Origin of the sequence: Leucobacter sp. USHLN154 (assembly GCF_037145595.1) — a bacterium.
Lineage (GTDB): Bacteria > Actinomycetota > Actinomycetes > Actinomycetales > Microbacteriaceae > Leucobacter > Leucobacter alluvii.
The window spans coordinates 128565-141787 of sequence record NZ_JBBCXF010000001.1 but is presented as its reverse complement, the minus strand read 5'-3'; the positions used below and the strand labels follow the sequence as shown (position 1 = coordinate 141787).

The 13223-nt window shown below is 67.1% G+C and carries 11 protein-coding genes; 6 read left to right on the top strand and 5 right to left on the bottom strand.

Going from position 1 to position 13223, the window contains the following annotated elements:
• The first annotated feature begins 101 nt into the window (after positions 1–101).
• Positions 102–1049 carry a sugar-binding transcriptional regulator gene (locus WFH23_RS00575; RefSeq protein ID WP_336661256.1) on the top strand — a complete coding sequence of 316 codons (948 nt, stop codon included), beginning with the start codon at positions 102–104 and terminating at the stop codon, positions 1047–1049.
• A gap of 55 nt (positions 1050–1104) precedes the next feature.
• Here the strand turns inward: WFH23_RS00575 and WFH23_RS00570 are convergent, their stop codons facing one another.
• The 3 genes from WFH23_RS00570 to WFH23_RS00560 form a co-directional block, all read right to left on the bottom strand.
• On the bottom strand, positions 1105–2178 hold the full coding sequence (locus WFH23_RS00570) for a substrate-binding domain-containing protein (RefSeq protein WP_090146826.1): 1074 nt from the start codon (positions 2176–2178) through the stop codon (positions 1105–1107).
• Positions 2179–2260: 82 nt separating this feature from the next.
• A complete protein-coding gene (locus tag WFH23_RS00565) occupies positions 2261–3274 on the bottom strand; it encodes an ABC transporter permease (RefSeq protein ID WP_090146824.1) in 1014 nt (337 codons plus the stop codon).
• A gap of 1 nt (position 3275) precedes the next feature.
• Complete coding sequence (locus tag WFH23_RS00560; protein WP_090146822.1) at positions 3276–4880, bottom strand: sugar ABC transporter ATP-binding protein; 1605 nt, start codon at positions 4878–4880, stop codon at positions 3276–3278.
• Between the two features lie 179 nt (positions 4881–5059).
• On the opposite strand from WFH23_RS00560, the gene WFH23_RS00555 reads away from it, so the two are divergent.
• The 5 genes from WFH23_RS00555 to WFH23_RS00535 are packed head-to-tail and all read left to right on the top strand — an operon-like array spanning position 5060 to position 9946.
• Entirely contained in the window at positions 5060–6019 is a 960-nt protein-coding gene (locus tag WFH23_RS00555) for a sugar-binding transcriptional regulator (protein WP_336661255.1), read from the top strand.
• Positions 6016–6786, top strand: a complete 771-nt coding sequence (locus WFH23_RS00550; protein WP_336661254.1) for an SDR family oxidoreductase — start codon at positions 6016–6018, stop codon at positions 6784–6786. Before WFH23_RS00555 ends, WFH23_RS00550 begins: the two co-directional genes overlap by 4 nt.
• A complete protein-coding gene (locus WFH23_RS00545; protein ID WP_336661253.1) occupies positions 6783–7724 on the top strand; it encodes a carbohydrate kinase family protein in 942 nt (313 codons plus the stop codon). Before WFH23_RS00550 ends, WFH23_RS00545 begins: the two co-directional genes overlap by 4 nt.
• A 22-nt stretch (positions 7725–7746) precedes the next feature.
• Positions 7747–8448, top strand: coding sequence for a response regulator transcription factor (locus tag WFH23_RS00540; RefSeq protein WP_010156155.1), 702 nt, complete (start codon positions 7747–7749; stop codon positions 8446–8448).
• 1 nt (position 8449) lies between these two features.
• Complete coding sequence (locus WFH23_RS00535) at positions 8450–9946, top strand: ATP-binding protein (protein ID WP_090146813.1); 1497 nt, start codon at positions 8450–8452, stop codon at positions 9944–9946.
• 551 nt (positions 9947–10497) lie between these two features.
• Here the strand turns inward: WFH23_RS00535 and groL are convergent.
• The gene (gene groL / locus WFH23_RS00530; protein ID WP_090146809.1) at positions 10498–12120 is read right to left on the bottom strand and encodes a chaperonin GroEL; all 1623 of its coding nucleotides are present in this window, start codon (positions 12118–12120) and stop codon (positions 10498–10500) included.
• A 185-nt stretch (positions 12121–12305) separates the two neighbouring features.
• Complete coding sequence (locus WFH23_RS00525) at positions 12306–13148, bottom strand: LytR C-terminal domain-containing protein (RefSeq protein ID WP_336661252.1); 843 nt, start codon at positions 13146–13148, stop codon at positions 12306–12308.
• Positions 13149–13223: the final 75 nt, after the last annotated feature.

Sequence of the window (13223 nt, the reverse complement as noted above, 5' to 3'; positions counted from 1 at the left end):
ATTCTATCGTCTTGCGCGATGTGAAGCGACTTCCGGCTCGACGCAGTGCGCGCCCCGGAATCATCCGGTGTGAGATGATGACCCATCGAGAGGAGACGACCATGGAACCCGGTCCCAACAGGCTGGTCGAGATGGCGCACGTCGCCCGAGAGCACTTCATCAACGACGTTCCGATGGTGGTGCTGGCCGCGCGAACCGGCATGTCCCGCTTCCGCGTCGCCCGACTCATCGCCGAGGCCCGCGACCTCGGCGTGCTGCGCATCAGCGTCGGCGCACCGCAAGCGCTCAGCCGCGATGACGTCGCCGAACTGCGCCGACGGTACGGGCTCCGCGACGTCCGGTGCGTCACGATGCCCGACGGCGACGCCGACCCGCGCGCGCTCCGCGCCGCTCTCGGCCGCGCCGCAGCCGAGTACCTCGAGACGCAGGTCCAAGCCGGAGAGGTGCTGGGGTTCGCGAGCGGCCGAACGCTCGCCGCGATTCCCGAGCACCTCCGCGCGCTCCCGCAGTGCGATGTCCTCCAGCTGACCGGGCTCGCGGGCCCTCCAGGTGAAACGGCTGGAGATCTGGTGCGCACCGTCAGTGCGATATCGGGAGGCGAGCCCGCGTCGCTGTACGTTCCGCTCGTGGCGTCCGACGCCGACGCCGCAGCCATGCTCTGCCGCCAGCCCGGCGTCGCCGAGACGCTGGCGCGCATGGGAGAGGTGACGCGCGCCGTGCTCGCGGTCGGCAGCTGGAGCCCCGTCGTCTCCCAGCTCGCGGATTCGATCTCCGACGACGATGCGGGCGGTCTGATCGCGAGCGGTGTGCGCGCCGATGTCGCGGCGTCGCTCTTCGACGGTTCGGGCGGCCGGGTTTCGGCCCTCGATACTCGCACCATTGCGATCCCCTTCGATCAATTGCGCGCGATCCCCGAGATCGTCGTCGTCGCGGGTGGAGCCGAGAAGCACGCCGCGCTCCGGGCCGTGCTGCTCGCCGGGTTCGTGACGACCCTCATCACCGACCGCGCCTCGGCGCTGTCGCTGCTCTCCGGGCCGCGCACAACCTGAACGGCGGCGGCTTCCACCCCTGCCCGGGAGGAAACCGCCGCCGCTCGATCGCTGACTACTCCTGGCCGGGCAGACCCTCGTACGCGATATCGCCGGTCTTGAGGTTCTCGGCGATCAGTTCGCTCAGCCCGTCGAGGAAGGCCGGGCGATCGTTGACGACGTGATCGAGAGCGTCCTCGACGTTGTCCTGCGTGATCGGGGGCATGGTGTAGACGAGGTTGTTGTCGACATCCTCATCGCGCGCGATGGCAGCAGCCACCGCAACACCGGTCGCGAGCTGGACCGTGCCGTTCTGCAGCGAGGTGCCGATGAAGTCGCCGTTCTTCACAGCGTTGAGACCATCCTCGATGCCGTCGATGCCGACTACCGGAATGTCGTCCATGCCGGCCTCGCGCAGCGCCTGCTTGGCGCCGAGACCCATGTCGTCGTTCTGCGAGATGACGCCGTCGATCTCATCGCCGAAGGCGGAGATCCAGTTCTTCATCTTGTTGACGGCCTCGTCGCGGCTCCAGTTTGCGGTGTCCTTCGCGAGCACGCTCACATCGGGGTTCTCCTCGAGCACCTGGTCGATGCCGGCGCCGCGGTTGATCTCGCCCGAGCCGCCCAGCGGGCCCTGCAGGATGACGACGTTGCCCTTGCCTCCGAGCTCGTCCATCATCATCTGCGCTTCCTGCGCGCCAGCGGCGACGTCGTCGGGCTGCACGCTCCCGGCGACCTCGTCGTTGTTCAGCGTCGCATTGACGTCGAGGAAGGGGATCCCCGCCTCGCTCGCGGCGGTCACCTGCGGCTGCAGCGTATCCGCCTGGACGGGGACGACCATGATCGCGTCCACGCCGGCCTGGATGAACTGATCGACCTGGGTCGCCTGCGTCGAGACGTCCATCTTCGCGACGTTCCACAGGATCTCGATGTTGTTGTCTTCCGCGTAGCGGTCGATGCCTTCCTTGCCTTCGGTGATGAAGGAGGACATGTCGTAGACGCTCACGCCGACGGTGACGCGTTCCTTGCCGCTGTCATCGGCGCCCTGCTGCGCTGCAGGATCGCCGGCACCGCAAGCCGCGAGCGACAGCACTGCCGCGCCGGCCACGGCAACCGCGAATCCGCGGTTCATTCGGGAGGTGAACTTCATGGGGTACTCCATTTCGATGGTGAGTGGTGAGGGGAGAGTCGTGCACTCGGGGATCTCGCCGCGCCCGTGGGAGCGGCGACGGTCAAGATCGTCGACGTTTGCTGGCCCATACGTCGACCGCGACTGCGGCGACGATCAGCACGCCCTTGATCACGTCCTGCCAGTAGGCGGGGACGGTCAGAATGTCGAGACCGTTGTTCAGGGTCTGAATGAGCAGCAGGCCGAGCGCGGTGCCCCAGACGGTGCCGCGGCCGCCCATGAGGCTCGCCCCACCGATCACGACTGCGGCAATGGCGTCGAGTTCGTAGCCCTGGCCGAGGTTCGGCGACCCGCTGATCACGCGGGAGGAGAGCATGATGCCGGAGAGGCCGGCGAGCGCGCCGCTGATGGCGTACACGCTGTAGAGCACCCGGCCGGTCTTCACGCCGGCGATCTGCGCGGCGAGCGGGTTGCCGCCCACTGCGTAGACGCGCAGGCCGTAGCTGGTGCGGCGCATCATCAGCCCGAATCCGATGATCATGAGGATCATGAGGATCACGGGGACGGTGAGCCCGAAGACGCGCGTGTTCGCGAACTGACCGTACTCGGTGGGCAGACCGTTGATCGGCGCACCGTCGCCCAGCACGAAGGCGAGGCCGCTGGCCAGCGTGAGCATGCCGAGCGTCGCGATGAACGGCGGCACCTTCATGACCGAGACGACGAAGCCGTTCACCGAACCCGCGGCGAAACCGACGGCCACGGCGACGATCGGCGCGAGCCAGATCTGGTCGGGCATCTCCTTCGCCGCGACGGCGGCGGCCATGGCGCTCAAGGCGATGACGCTGCCGACCGACAGGTCGATCCCGCCGGTGAGGATCACCAGCGTCTGCCCGAGCGCGATCAGCGCGAAGGGCGCCGCCGCGACCAGAATCGTCGTCACATTGTCCACCGTGCCGAAGCGCGCGCTGCGGTACAGGAAGAAGGCGATGATGAGCAGCATCACGATGACCATCGCGTAGCGGATGGCCAGTTCGCGGAACCAGGGTCCCGAAAAGCGGCGGAGATCGCCGCTCTCGGACACCGTCCGCATCACTTCGGTCTGTGTCGGATTCGACATGTCATGCGTCCTTTCGAGGAGCGTCTGCGGGTTCAGCGGCAGCCGCGTCCGCTTCCGTGGCTTCGAGTCCGCTGGCGAGGCGGAAGATTCGGTCCTGCACCTCGGCGCGGGAGAGGTCGGCTGCGGTGAGCTCACCGGCCACCGCACCCTCTCGCAGCACGAGTGCACGGTGGGAGAGGCTGAGGATCTCGGGCATATCGCTCGACGCCATGAGCACGGCCATGCCGCTGGCGGCCAATTCGACGATGATGCGGTAGATCTCGCTTCGCGCTCCGACGTCGACGCCGCGCGTCGGCTCGTCGAGCAGCAGCACGTCGACATCCCCGGTGAGCCAGCGGGCCAGCACCACCTTCTGCTGATTGCCGCCGGAGAGCGTCTCGAGCGACTGGTCGAGATCGCGGCTGCGCAGTCGCACCGAATCCATGACCTCGCCGACCCGCTCGCGACGAGCGCGCTGACGCAGGAACCCTGCGATGGAGAATTGGCCGAGGCCCGGCAGAGTGCCGTTGTCGAGCACCGACATCGGGAGCACAGCGCCAGAGCCCTTGCGATCCTCCGGCACGAGCGCCATCTTCGCTGTGATGGCGGCTGCTGGCTCGCCCGGCTTCACGCGCGATCCGCGGACCCTGACCTCGCCGCTCTCCGACTTGCGGACGCCGAACACGGTCTCCATGAGCTCCGTGCGTCCGGCGCCGACCAGACCGGCCAGGCCGACGATCTCGCCGCGGCGCACCTGCAGCGAGATGGGGGCGTTCGCGCCGGTGACCTGCAGCGCGTCCAGTTCGAGCACGACGTCAGCGCTCGGCACACCGCGCTCGGGGAAGAGGTCTTCGAGCTCTCGTCCGATCATCGCCGTCACGATGTCGTCGTCGGTCAGGTTCGCGAGCGCCTGGTCTTCGACGAGCTCACCGTCGCGGAGCACGATCACGCGGTCGGCGATGGCCCGAATCTCCTCCATCTTGTGCGTCGTGAACAGCAGCGCGACGCCGCGGTCGCGCAGCAGCCCCATGACCTCGAGCAGTCGGCCGACCTCCCGCTCCGAGATCGCGCTCGACGGCTCGTCGAGCAGGATCACGTTCGCGCCGGTGTTGGTGGCTTTGACGATCTCGATGATCTGACGGATGCCGACGGCGAGGTCGCCCATGCGCTTGCGCGGATCGATCGTGAGCCCGAAGACCGCGAGCTGCTCGCGGGCCTGCTCGATCATCGCGCCACGGCGAAGCCCCAGCGGTCCGCGCAGCTCGCGTCCGATGAAGAGGTTCTCGTACACGGTGAGCTCGAGGATCGACGCGAGCTCCTGCGGCACGATGGCGACGCCGAGTCGGTGCGCTGCTTGAGCGTTGCCCGCGGGAAGCGGGGTGCCCTGAACTTCGACGGTGCCGCCGTCCGGGCGGTACTGACCCGATGCGATCTTCATCAGCGTGGACTTGCCCGCGCCGTTCTCGCCCGCGAGCGCGGTGATGGTTCCCGCCTCGAGGCTCAATGAGATTCCCCTGAGCACGGGGATCCCTCCGAAGCCCTTGACGATGTTCGTGCATTCGAGCAGCGTCCCGGTGGCCGGCACGTGCTGCGCGGAGTCGCGCGTGTGTGCCTGCTGGTTACTCATGTTGCATTCACCCCTCTCCACGGCGAGCGGAGGTTCCTCGTCGTCCCGGCATGTGGGCGCTTCGTTCGAGGCCCGTATAGGTTTTTACCATGACTTGTAACATCTGAGAAACATGCCCGCACATTTGAGCGATGCTACAGTCTCTCTGTCCCACTGCGCCAATCCGATGGAGGAGCCCCATGAGCGAGGTCGAACGCCGCATGGCCCTCGTCGCAACGCGGCACTATCTCGATGGCTTGTCTCGCATAGAAATCGCAGATGAGCTCGGAATTTCCCGGTTCGCCGTCGCGCGCCTGCTCGAGCAAGCGCGCGAACGGGGAATCGTGCGATTCGAGATCGCCTCACCCGACGAACTCGACCTCGGGCTCTCCGCTCAGTTGCGCGCAGCCTTTCAACTTCGACACGCAATTGTTGTACACGCACCCGGCGGCGCGGAGGACACGTTGAAGCGGCGTCTCGGTACCGCCGCGGCGCGACTCGTCGAAGAGGTGATGACGCCCGGCGAGGTGCTCGGCCTGGCCGCAGGCCGCACCTTGCGCCAGATGGTGATGGCGTTCCAGTCGCTCCCGCCCGTCGATGTCGTCCAGTTGGAGGGCGTCGCCGCAGGTTTGCAGGAGAGCGGCGTCGAACTCGTGCGGCACGCCGCGAGGGTATCCGGCGGCACCCCGCACGCGCTGCTCGCTCCGCTCCTGACACGCAGTGATGAGACCGCCGAGCTGCTCCGCGACGAGCCCGCTGCTCGCGAGACGTTCGCCCGATTCTCAGAGGTCACCACCGCGGTCGTCGGCATCGGAAGTTGGAATCCGGAGGATTCGCAGGTCTCGATGCTCGCGGGGCAGCTCGGGATCCGCGAATCGCTCCTCGACGCCGGCGTGCGCGCCGACCTCGGCGCCGTACTGCTCGACATCGACGGTGCGGTAGTCGAGAATGCTGTGGGACGGAGCGTCGGCATCGACGCCCCGGGGCTCCGCAACGTCCCCCATGTGCTCGCCGTCGCCGGCGGGCCGCTGAAGTTCGTTGCGGTGCGCGCGGCGCTCCGCAGCGGGCTCATCCACTCGCTCGCATGCGATGCGAGCACCGCCCAGGCACTGCTCGCAGATGCCTCACGTACCGACCCGCACCGAAGGAGCGATTCATGAAGTTCGAAGACCTGCAGGGCCGCACAGCTGTCGTCACCGGCGGCGGACGCGGCCTCGGCTACTCGCTCGCGGAGGCGCTCGCGGGGCAGGGTGCGAATGTCGCACTGCTCGATGTGCTCCCCGACGTCGACGCGACGGCTGTCGCTCTCGGCGAGCGATTCGGCGTGCAGGCAGTCGGCATCCACACCGACGTCACCGACCCCGAGCAGATCAGCGCGGCGTTCGACCGGATCGGCGCTGCCGTCGGCACCCCCCAGATTCTGCTCACGGCCGCCGGCATCACCCTGCTCGAAGCCGCCGTCGATATCGACCCGGCGCAGTGGCGCCGAGTGCAGTCGATCAACGTCGACGGAACCTTCTTCGTGGCCCAGGAGTTCGCGCGACGGGTGTTGGCCGAGGGACACGCGGGCTCTGCGATCCTCGTCTCGTCGATGTCCGCGAAGATCGTCAACGTGCCGCAGCAGCAGACGGCGTACAACACGTCGAAGGCCGCCGTGGACCACCTCACGAAGTCGCTCGCCGTGGAGTGGGCCGCTGCAGGCATTCGCGTCAACGCCATCTCCCCGGGCTACTTCCTCTCCGACATGACGAAGCAGTTCACCGAGAGCAACCCGGAGCTCGCCGCCGAGTGGACGTCGCGCATTCCGATCGGCCGCATGGGCGATCCCAGTGACCTGCATGGGCTCGTCGCCTACCTCGCATCCGACGCGTCCTCCTACCTCACCGCCCAGTCGATCGTCATCGACGGCGGATACACCGCGCTGTGAAGCACGCGACGACCGGGGCGCCGCGCGCACTCGTCTTCGGCGAGGCGCTCGTCGACGTCATCGACGGCGCCGCGTTTCCCGGGGGTTCGCCTCTGAACGTCGCCGTCGGCCTGAGCCGGCTCGGCGTTGCCACGACGCTGGCCACCCGGTTCGGCGACGACGCGCACGGCGCGCAGATCGCCGATCATCTGCGCGCCTCCGACGTCTCGTTCGCTGAGCCCGTACCAGGCGCGGAGACCTCTCGTGCCGAGGTGACGCTCGACGCCACCGGGCAGGCGCAGTACCGCTTCGTGCTCGACTCGGAACTCCCGACGACTCCGCTCGACGGCATCGGCCTCGTGCACACGGGCTCGCTCGGCGCGGTGCTGACACCCGGCGCTGCCACCGTCGCGGCCGCATTCGACGATCCAGGATCGCGGCTGCGCAGCTACGACCCGAACATCCGCCCCGATCTCATGAAGGATCACGGCGCGACGCTCGACCAGGTCGAGCGCCTCGCCGCGCGGAGCCACATCGTGAAGATGAGCGATGAAGATGCGGAATGGCTGTACCCCGGTCAAGACCTCGATGCAGTGCTCGCACGCATGCTCACTCTCGGCGCGTCCCTCGCCGTCGTCACGCGTGGTGCGGCCGGTTGCATCGCACGGTTCGCCGACAGCCGGGCCGCTGCCCCCGCGGATCGAGTGGCGGTGGTCGACACGGTCGGCGCAGGCGATTCGTTCATGGCCGCGCTCCTCGCGGCCGTGCTCGACGGTCCGCTCGCCGCTTCCCTGCTCGCGGGTGATCCGCCCGCACCGCACGACGTTGAGCACGCACTGCAGTTCGCCGCACGAGCGGCGGGCATCACCGCCTCTCGCGCTGGTGCCAATCCGCCGTGGACGCGCGAACTCGCAGGCGAGGCGCATGGAGAGCCCGCCACATTTCCAGCCACTTCATAGCAAACCATCAGAGACTGGGTGCATGAACACTCAGCCAAAAGGACCCCGGATTCTCATCGTCGATGACGAGCCCAGCATCCGCGAGCTGCTCAGCACGAGCCTCCGCTTCGCCGGGTTCGGCGTTCGCGCGGTCGGCAACGGCGCGCAGACGATCTCAGCGGTGCTCGAGGAGGAACCCGACCTCATCGTGCTCGACGTGATGCTGCCCGACATGAACGGCTTCAGCGTGACCAAGCGCCTGCGATCCGCGGGCTACACCGCGCCGATCATCTTCCTCACCGCGAAGGATGACACGGAGGACAAGGTCGAAGGCCTCACGGTCGGCGGCGACGACTACGTCACGAAGCCGTTCAGCCTCGACGAGATCATCGCCCGCATCAAGGCCGTGCTGCGCCGCACGATCCAGGAAGACGAGGATTCGGTGCTCAGCGTCGGCCCCATCACGATGGATCAGGACACGCACGAAGTGACCGTGCAGGGCGCGTCGGTCGAGCTCTCACCCACCGAGTTCAAGCTGCTCCGCTACCTCATGCAGAACGCGAACCGAGTGCTCTCGAAGGCGCAGATCCTCGACCACGTCTGGGAGTACGATTTCAACGGCGACGCCGGCATCGTCGAGTCCTACATCTCGTACCTGCGGCGCAAGCTCGATCCGCTGACCGAAGAGTCGCTGATCCAGACGAAGCGCGGCTTCGGGTACATGCTGAAGACCGAAGTCAAGTAGCGTGGCTCGGCCCAACTGGTCGGAGCGTTGGGCCGACGTCTCGCTGCGGGCGAAGATCACCGGCGTCACGGTCTTCATCCTGTTCCTCGGGCTCATCGTGGCGGGCGTCGGCACCCTCGCCGTGCTCCACCCCATGCTCACTGCGAATCAGACGCAGGCGCTCGAACGCCTCCGCGAGAATCCGACGCCGGCGCTGCGCCCCTACGCGAACTTCAACGGACTGACGCCCGAAGACATTACGCAGGCGCCCAGCGGATACTACGTCGCGTTGCTCGACGCCGACGGCAACGTGATTCGCGACAACACGCGAGATCAAGATCGAAAAACGCTGCCCCAGGTCACGGGCATCACGCTCGACGACGTCATGTCGCAGTACGAATCCGCACTCGTCGGACTGCGCGCTGCCGACGGCGTCAAATGGAACGCGATCGTCAAACCGATCTATCAGGAGGGGCAGGCGGCTGGCACGCTGCTCATCGCCTCTTCCACGGCACCGGTCACCCAGACGGTTGCGCAGTACATCATCATCTTCACCGGGTTCGGCATCGCCGTCATCCTGCTCGGCGCCGCACTCACCCGACTGCTCGTCACTGCCACCTTCCTTCCACTCGCGGAGGTCGAGCGCACGGCGCTCGAGATCGCACGCGGCGATTATTCCAAGCGCATCATGATCTCGAGTCCCCATACCGAGGTGGGGCACCTGGGCCAGTCGCTGAACATCATGCTCGATCGTCTCGACGGGTCACTGGAAGACCAGGCGCGCACGATCGAGCGCATGCGCCGGTTCATCGGGGATGCGAGCCACGAACTCCGCACCCCGCTCGTCTCGGTGCGCGGGTACGCCGAGCTCTATCGGATGGGTGCGTTGCAGGAGGAGGAGAACGTCGCCCAGGCGATGGAGCGCATCGAGAAAGAGGCGATCCGCATGACCTCGCTCGTCGAGGATCTGCTGGCGCTCGCCCGCCTCGATGAACGGCGGCCGCTCGCGCTTGCGACGCTTCCGCTCAACAAGCTCGCCACCGACGCGGCGCTCGATGCGCGGGCACAAGCGCCTGACCGCGAGGTCGCCGTGATCACGGATCCTGCGGAGCCCGCGGTCATCGGTGACGAGCACAAGGTGCGGCAGCTCATGACCAACCTGCTCGGCAATGCCATGCGGCACACACCGGACGGCGGCCCGATCGAGCTCGTCGTCTCCAGCCCCGAACCTGCGCCCGGTGCGAAGTCGTTCACGCGTTTCGAGATCGTCGACCACGGCGAGGGCGTTCCTGAGCAGATCCGGGACAAGATCTTCGGCCGCTTCTGGCGCGCGGACACCTCCCGCAATCGTGAGACCGGCGGTTCCGGCCTGGGCCTCGCCATCGTGAAGTCCATCGTCGACGCGCACGGCGGCACGGTCAGCGTGCATGAGACGCCCGGCGGCGGGGCGACCTTCCGGGTCGATCTGCCAAGCGCGGAGGCCTCCGACGACACGGTCCCGGTACCGCGTCTCACCTGACCCGCTTCCGCGCTCGCAGCCGCGGGTGCTTCCACGTGCGCCTAGTGCGGTCGCCCGCCTCTTACGGCCGTGCGCCTCGAGCAGCCGCGCGTCCAGCAATGGATCCTGAGTGGTGCGGAGCGTATCCTCCGTACCGGCTCCGCTCTGCCCAGGACCGCCGGCGCGATGAAGTTCGGTCCGTATGCTCATAGCTCCATCGTGGTCGCTGTCTGCATCGGTCTCCCGTTCGAGGAGCGCGTCTGTGAGCAATACGGCGAAATGGCCGAGAGCCACAGCACCTGTGAGCGAATGACGCACTGCGCGGTGCCGACCCCGTGGCGCAGCGATCGCCGCACCCAACATCTCTGTTGCGCTCGCGCAGTGGATTCCGTGTGGCGCAGTGCGCGATTTCAAGATGCGTCCGCTGGTGACCGGGTCCCCTGCAGGACTCGCGGTACCGGACATGCGGTGAAAGCGCGAACAGGGACCGCACCGGACCCCCCGACACGCGAACAGGGGCCGCGTCCGAAGACGCGACCCCTGTTCGGGTATCTCTGTTGGAGGCTGAGGACTTAGAAGTCCATGCCACCGGTCGGATCGCCGGCGGGAGCGGCGGATGCCGGCTCCGGCTTGTCGGCGACGACGGCCTCGGTGGTGAGGAAGAGCCCTGCGATCGACGCTGCGTTCTGCAGTGCCGAGCGGGTGACCTTCGCCGGGTCCAGGATGCCCTGGGCCACCAGGTCGCCGTACTCGCCGGTTGCGGCGTTCAGGCCGTGACCGATCGGCAGGTTCGCGACGCGATCCGCCACAACACCCGGCTCGAGACCTGCGTTGAGCGCGATCTGACGCAGCGGCGCCTCGATAGCGGTCTGCACGATCTTCGCGCCGACAGCCTCGTCACCCGAGAGCTCGAGGCCCTCGAAGACGTCCTTGCCGGCCTGGATGAGCGCGACGCCACCGCCGGGGAGCACGCCCTCGTCGACTGCAGCCTTCGCGTTGCGCACTGCGTCTTCGATGCGGTGCTTGCGCTCCTTGAGCTCGACCTCGGTCGCAGCGCCCGCCTTGATGACGGCGACGCCGCCCGCGAGCTTCGCGAGGCGCTCCTGCAGCTTCTCGCGATCGTAGTCGCTGTCGGTGTTCTCGATCTCGCGACGGATCTGCGTGACGCGACCCTGAATGGCTTCGTCGTCGCCGCCGCCCTGGACGATGGTGGTCTCGTCCTTGGTGATGATGACCTTGCGAGCGGTGCCCAGCATGTCGAGGGTCGCGTTCTCGAGCTTGAGGCCGACCTCTTCCGAGATGACCTGGCCGCCGGTGAGGATCGCGATGTCCTGCAGCATCGCCTTGCGGCGATCGCCGAAGCCCGGAGCCTTGACGGCCGCCGACTTGAAGATGCCGCGGATCTTGTTGAGCACGAGGGTTGCGAGAGCTTCGCCCTCGACGTCCTCGGCGAGGATGAGCAGCTGCTTGCCCGACTGGATCACCGGATCGACGACGGGGAGCAGGTCCTTGATGTTCGAGACCTTGCTGTTCACGATGAGGATGTAGGGATCCTCGAACACGGCTTCCTGGCGATCGGTGTCGGTGACGAAGTATGCAGACAGGTAGCCCTTGTCGAAGCGCATGCCCTCGGTGAGTTCCAGCTCGGTGCCGAAGGTGTTCGACTCCTCGACGGTGACGACGCCTTCCTTGCCCACCTTGTCGATGGCCTCGGCGATGAGCTGACCGATCTGCTCGTCAGCTGCCGAGATCGATGCGGTAGCCGCGATCTGGTCGGTGGTCTCGATCTCCTGAGCGTTCTCGAGGAGCTTGGCCGACACTGCCGCGACGGCCTTCTCGATGCCCTTCTTGATCGCGATCGGATCGCTGCCGGCCGAGACGTTGCGCAGACCCTCGCGCACGAGTGCCTGTGCGAGCACGGTAGCGGTCGTCGTGCCGTCGCCTGCGACGTCGTCGGTCTTCTTCGCGACCTCCTTGACGAGCTCGGCGCCGATGCGCTCGTAGGGATCGTCGAGTTCGATCTCCTTGGCGATGGAGACGCCGTCGTTGGTGATCGTGGGGGCGCCCCACTTCTTCTCCAGCACGACGTTGCGGCCGCGGGGGCCGAGCGTCACCTTCACAGCGTCAGCGAGCGTGTTGAGACCCCGCTCGAGTCCACGACGCGCTTCCTCGTTAAACGCAATGATCTTTGCCATGTATTTGCCCCTCCGGAGGTGTTTCGATGTGGTGAGCATCGTGCCGACGCATAGCGCCGTCGCACGAATGTTTAGCACTCAGTCGGATCGACTGCTAACACTCATTTTGGCACTCTGACCGGGCGAGTGCAAGCGTGTCTGCTCGCGCGCAGCGAACAACGCGGGAATGGTCCCCGCCCCGCAGGTCAGCCCGAGATCGAGCCGCCCACTGCGGGGTCGCTCGGCGGGATCGTCGCCGGGTCGGTGGGCAGACCGGTCGCCGGATCGATCGGGAAGCCCGTCGTCGGGTCGATGTCCCATCCGGTCGCCGGGTCGATGTCGAGACCCGTCGTCGGGTTGATCTGCAGACCCGTCTCGGGATTCGTCTCGGGTTCCGGTGCACCGTCGGCATCGGCATCGGCATCGGTCGCGTTATCGGCGGAGCCGTCGGTGATCTCAGCGGCCTCTTCGAGGCCCGGTCCCTTGTAGTCCGCGCCCAGAAGCACGACCAGACGCACTCCGTACGATTCGTACTCGGTCGACGTGTACGTCGAGACGCCGCCCAGCTTCTCGGCGAGGCCGGCGGCGGCGGCGGCATCGTCGGGGTTCGAGTAGAACACGGCGGAGATCGCGACATCGGTCGTCTCCGCGCTCCCCGAGAACTGAATCTTGCCCCACTGCTCGGTCGTGACGATCGCGTCGAGCGCCGCCGCGAGATTCTCCGTCGGGGTTCCATTGAGGATTGCGATCGTCGCCTCGGGATCGAGCTCTGCCTTGACGGTCGGCGCCGCTGAACCGGAGGAGTCCCCGGAGGAGGCGAGCGGCAGCTTGCCGGTGGCGCCGATGCTCTGCACGGCGAGGATGCCGACGGTCGTGAGCAGGGCGAACCCGAGCAGACCGGCGATCAGGTACTGCCAGACGTATCGTGGGCGCGCGGTGACGCGGTGCGCTCCGATCCGACCCGTGTGATGCACGCGGTCGAATCGATCCTCGGGGTATGACTGACGGGCCGAGGGACTCTTCGTCCCTGCTTCGGTCGGTCGCGCCACGCGGTACCCCTTCAGATGTCGCCGATATGCAGCAGAACTTGCGCACTGCGAGATTCTGCCACACTACCGTGGCAG